This is a genomic window from Cupriavidus sp. SIMBA_020 (assembly GCF_046535395.1).
Classification (GTDB): Bacteria; Pseudomonadota; Gammaproteobacteria; order Burkholderiales; family Burkholderiaceae; genus Cupriavidus; species Cupriavidus campinensis.
Map to the genome: position 1 here is coordinate 1 of NZ_JAWRWU010000262.1, position 320 is coordinate 320.

The following is a 320-nucleotide window of genomic DNA, read 5'->3' on the forward strand; positions in this document are numbered from 1 at the left end:
CGTTCGGCCTACCAGGAAATGCAGAACCAGCGCCTGGGCCTGAACACGCAGATCACCACCACGGTCGAACAGGTCAACAGCTACCTGACTCGCATCAACGACCTGAACAGCCAGATTTCCACCGCCCGCGCCAAGGCCGGCGGCAATCCGCCCAACGACCTGCTGGACCAGCGCGACCAGGCCGTGTCGGAACTGAACCAGCTGATCGGCGTCACCACCTACGAGCAGGGCGACAAACTCAGCATCTCGCTGGCTTCGGGCGGCCAGGCGCTGCTGTCGGGCGACACCGTCTGTCAAGCCAAGCCTGAATTTGCTCCTGG

1 protein-coding gene is annotated in these 320 nt (G+C 63.4%); it reads left to right on the plus strand.

Annotated features, from left to right (window positions below; all coding sequences use genetic code 11):
* Positions 1-320 (plus strand): FlgK family flagellar hook-associated protein (locus tag SB751_RS29115; RefSeq protein ID WP_410748922.1); only part of this gene is annotated, 320 nt, incomplete at both ends.